Annotated in this window: 4 protein-coding genes and 1 pseudogene; 1 reads left to right on the top strand and 4 read right to left on the bottom strand. The window is 64.8% G+C overall.

The window, feature by feature from the left end:
- Positions 1-249: 249 nt before the first annotated feature.
- From HP546_RS26385 to HP546_RS26370, 4 genes and pseudogenes are all read right to left on the bottom strand, one after another.
- Complete coding sequence (locus HP546_RS26385; RefSeq protein WP_172231626.1) at positions 250-1,014, bottom strand: hypothetical protein; 765 nt, start codon at positions 1,012-1,014, stop codon at positions 250-252.
- A gap of 22 nt (positions 1,015-1,036) precedes the next feature.
- A pseudogene (locus HP546_RS26380) lies at positions 1,037-1,165 on the bottom strand (PLP-dependent transferase); the annotation flags it as partial.
- 331 nt (positions 1,166-1,496) lie between these two features.
- On the bottom strand, positions 1,497-2,267 hold the full coding sequence (locus HP546_RS26375) for an SDR family NAD(P)-dependent oxidoreductase (RefSeq protein WP_172231623.1): 771 nt from the start codon (positions 2,265-2,267) through the stop codon (positions 1,497-1,499).
- A 277-nt stretch (positions 2,268-2,544) separates the two neighbouring features.
- Positions 2,545-3,513, bottom strand: a complete 969-nt coding sequence (locus HP546_RS26370) for a GlxA family transcriptional regulator (protein ID WP_172231620.1) — start codon at positions 3,511-3,513, stop codon at positions 2,545-2,547.
- A gap of 129 nt (positions 3,514-3,642) precedes the next feature.
- On the opposite strand from HP546_RS26370, the gene HP546_RS26365 reads away from it, so the two are divergent.
- Positions 3,643-4,284, top strand: coding sequence for an HD domain-containing protein (locus tag HP546_RS26365; protein ID WP_172231617.1), 642 nt, complete (start codon positions 3,643-3,645; stop codon positions 4,282-4,284).
- The last annotated feature ends 243 nt before the right edge of the window (positions 4,285-4,527 follow it).

Raw genomic sequence — 4,527 nt, 5'->3', positions numbered from 1 at the left:
GCTGTCCGAGCGGCGGCGCCCACGCCCTTGCCATCAGGGGCCGGTCAGTGATTTCATCCATGATGACCGTGTGTTCATCCCCATTGATCGCGCACTTTGAAATACCCCAGCCTTGCGTAGAAGCCTTGCGCGGTCAGCGAAGAGGGGACCAGCCCGCCGACTTATTCCCGGGGCCTCATCAGGTCTCGCCATCCGGAGCTGGTACTCCATGTGCTGAACTCCCTTTTGTGGAAGGCTTACGTCAGCCTGTCAGGCCCGTCGCAACGCAGTGGCAAGCCCGACCGTCAGCCCCACGGCACATACCATCGCCAGGCTGATGGTGACGGCGATGCCCCATGTTTCCAGCAACCCTGCCAGCACCAGGTAAAACGCGATCACCCCTACCGCCCCGATCGCATTGCCACGCACCATTGCCGCCATCCCCGCTCGGCCGCTTTGTACATGGGCGAACACCACCAGCGGCCAGGCGATCACCGGGATCGGCGCCAGCATCCCGCTGGTTGCCGGGCCCAGCCAGCTGGCCAGGCCGGTAGTCGCCATCAGCAGCGCGGTGGCCGAAACCATGCGCAGGGGGATCTCCCAGTACCGATGCCGAGGGCGGGCCAATGTGTCCGGCCTGGGCTCGCGTCCGCTGGCGCGTATCAGCACGCCGATCAGCAACAGCGCCACGGCAATCGACAGGTACAGATTGCCCCAATGGGTAAACGCATAGGCGGCCAGCCCATAGAACAGCATCGCCAGCAGCACGGCCGTGGCGATGCCCAGCCGGCGCGTGGCCAGCAGGTAGAAGGCGTAGGTCGCCTGCACCGCCGCCAGGCCGCCCAGCGCGCCGGGTATGGCGCCCATGCCGAAGGCCGTGCCCTGTTCAAGGCACAGGAAGGTCATCACCAGCGCCGAGGTGATGGGCAGCCCGGACAGTAGCCCGCCCAGCAGGCCACCCCAGCGCCGCGAGGCGAGGGAGATGGCCCACATCAGCACGGGCGTGACGATGAGTTTCAGGTAGAACAAGGTCATTGCAGGGCTATCCAGCTTTGCAGAATGAAGCGGCGCCATGCTGGGTGCCGTCGAATGCGAAGGAGGTCGTCTGGTAGATCGGCACGGCCACCGCCCGGGTGGTCGGGTCGGGGCTGAAGCCCGCGTGGATGGCGAGAGTTTCCAGCTGCATGCGATCGTTCCTTGAGCGTGGGTGGAAGCGTTCAAGCATGCGGCGGCGGGTTGGAACAGGTCAAGGTGGGCCTGACTGTCTGTAGCAGCGGTGGCGCACGCCGACTGTAAAGATACGCAAAGTTTCCGCGGGCCATCACACCTCCACTCTGGAATCCGCCTGCCTGACCGGCCAACGGCTGGCAGCCGGGCGGTGGTCATGGTGGTGGCCACGACGGTGGCGGTGGCGTTGGCTTTGGCGGCCATCAGGGCGGCCGCCCTCGTTGAGTTGACCCCGCGATGGAACGCACTGTCTCGGCCGGGCTGCAACAGTGCACCCGGCGCGAGCGCATTCACCAGGCGATACGCTCGCCATCCCAGCCCCGGAAGCTGCCACTGTCCGCCGGCCCAAACCGCCCCACCTGCTCGATCACACATTGTGCAGCAAACGCTGGCTCAAACAGCTTTCCTTCCGGCACGTTGGCTTGAAAGGGCTTGGACAGCTCGGTATCGGTAGTGCCCGGATGCAACGCCAGCACCGTGGCTGCAGGGTTCAAGCGCTTCAATTCGATACTCGCCGTGTGCAGCAGCTGGTTGAGCGCTGCCTTGCTTGCGCGGTAGCTGTACCAGCCACCCAGACGATTGTCGCTGATCGAACCCACTCTGGCCGAAAGCGCCACAAACGTGGCGGGCTGTTTGCGTAGCAACGGCAGCAGGTGTTTGAGCAGCAGGATCGGCGCGAATGCGTTGGTGGCAAAGCTGGCCTGCAGGCCGGATAGCTCCAGTTGCGCCAGCGACTTTTCAGCCTTGGCGCCGTCCTGATGCAGTATGCCGAGGGTGCTGACGACCAGGTGAAGGTGCGGGCAGGTGGTGCCTGTTTCGGTGGCAAGCCTCGCAAGTGCCGCTTCGTCCAGTGCGTTGCAATCTATCAGCGCCAGCCGCTCGCCATGTTCGCTGGCCAGTGCCACGAGTGCGGGGGCGGTGCGGGCATGCCGGGCCACTGCCCACAGCCTGCCCACGTCGTCTCGCGCCAGCAATGCTTCGCACAGCGCCAGGCCTATGCCACGGCTTGCGCCGCACACCAGCACACTGGCTTTGCCAGTCAGACCCGGGATCAGGCTCATGGGGTTCCCCGCACAGATAGATTGAGAGGTTTGTGGCTAAGTAGACTGTATCCCATGGCCGGATGCCAGTCAGTCAAGGCTAATGGGGCTGCTGCGCAGCCCATCGCCGCGGTTCGTCGCCACGACAAGCCAGCTCCCACCCAGACCGCATCCCTTTCAAGCCATGCGCCGCACTTGTGGGAGCCTGGCTTGCCGGCGATGGGCCGCAAAGCGGCCCTGGTTGCTCAATTGACGGCAGCCTCCCATGGCCCGTTATTCCTTCGCGGGCCATCCACTGCTATCCAGCGGCACCACCATTACGCTTGCGATATTCCGCCGGCGTCACCCCCATGTGTTTCACAAATGCCCGCCGCAACGTATCCGCATTGGCAAACCCGCACAACGCCGCCACCTGCTTGGGCGCCTCCCGCCCAGCCTCCAGCCGTATCCGCGCCGCATTCACCCGTGCCAGCTCCACCCAGGCCGCCGGCGTCATGCCCACGTCGCTCTGAAACACCCGCGCAAAATGCCTTGGGCTCAGCCCGACCCGCGCAGCCAGGCTGGCCACCCCATGGTCCAGCGCCGGGTTGGCAGCCACGTAACGCTGCAGGCCCTGCAAAGCCGAACGCCCAACCGGTGAGGTCGCGCCTTGTCGGCTGAACTGCAACTGCCCGCCCGGCCGCTTGAAGTACATCACCAGGTGCCCAGCCACCTGCTTGGCAATGTCCCGCCCAAGGTCCTCTTCGACCAAGGCCAGTGCCAGGTCCAGCCCGGCGGTCACCCCGGCAGCAGTACGCAGTTTGCCGTCATGCACCTGGATGGCATCGGCATCCACCTGCACTCGCGGGTAGCGCTCGGCCAGCGGCTGGGCTACGGCCCAGTGGGTAGTGACGCGCCTGTCGTCCAGCAACCCCGCAGCCGCCAGGGCAAATGCCCCCGTGCACACCGAGCCGTAGCGGCGGCAAGCGCTTGCGCGGTGGCGCAGCCAGTCGAGAATGCCGGGGCGCAAGTATTGGTCGGCAGCTTGCGGCGTGCCGGCAACCAGTAGTGTGTCGATGGCCTGCAGGTCTTCGCCGATCCAGCCGTCGGCGACCAGGCGCGTCCCGGACGAGCTCACCAGCGGCCCCGGTTCGCAAGCCAGCAACAGCAGGCGATAGACATCGCGGCCGGCCTGGCGGTTGGCCTCGGCGAAGACGTCGAGCGGGCCGCAGGCATCCAGCAGTTGCACGCCGGGCATGGCCAGGATGGCGATGGTGATAGGGGGCATGATCACTCCGGGCGTTTCGCTGCAAGTCCGTAATCCATCGACAATGGCAGGATCCGGCGCTTAAAGTCAATTGAGGACATTGGTGTTCAACCTCAGACTGAGCCTGTCATCAACCCACCAGGAGCGAACATGTCCTCATCCATCGCCGGTATCCAGCTGCCCGACAGCGCCATGGCCCGGGAAATTACCGAACTCGTCCGTGACACGGCCTCCCCATTGCTGTTCCACCACTCCAGCCGGGTGTTCTATTTCGCCGCCCTTGCCGGGCAGCGGCTGGGGCGGCGCTACGACAGCGAACTGCTGTACGCAGGCTGCATGTTCCATGACATGGGCCTGATCCATCAGCACAGCAGCGATTGTTGCCGCTTTGAAGTGGATGGTGCGAATGTGGCGCGCGACTTCCTTCAGCGCCATGGCGTGGACGAGCGCGATGTCGAGCGCGTGTGGACAGCGATCGCGTTGCATACCACGCCGGGCATTGCGGAGCATATGCATCCGTTGATTGCGCTGGTGACCGCCGGGGTGGAGACCGATGTGCTGGGGTTGCACCATGAAGGGCTGGGTGTCGTCGCGCGGGATGCGGTGGTGCAGGCGCATCCGCGTGGCGAGCAGTTCAAGGAGGCGATCATCCAGGCGTTCTACAACGGTATTCGTCATAAGCCGCAGACCACGTTCGGCAATGTGAAAGCGGATGTGATCGCCGACAAGGACCCGGCATTCCGGCCCGGCAATTTCTGCAGCGTCATTCGCCAGTCTTGCTGGGCCAGTTGAATTCCTGCCCAGGAGCGCGGTGACCGAGGCCGGTGGCGGCTTGGTGGATCCGTTGCGAGCCGTACACCGTGGTACATGGCACCGGCTGCGCCGGTGTTCGCGGGTGAACCCGCTCCCACAAGTACGGCGCATGGCTTGAATTCGATGCGGTCTGGGTGGGAGCTGGCTTGCCGGCGATGGGCTACAGCAGCCCCATCATCCTTGACTGACTGGCATTCGGCTAACGCCTCACTCCTGGTAAAT

Source organism: Pseudomonas sp. CM25, assembly GCF_013179705.1.
Lineage (GTDB): Bacteria > Pseudomonadota > Gammaproteobacteria > Pseudomonadales > Pseudomonadaceae > Aquipseudomonas.
The sequence above is the reverse complement of the archived record's forward strand: the minus strand, read 5'-3'. Positions and strand labels throughout refer to the sequence as shown.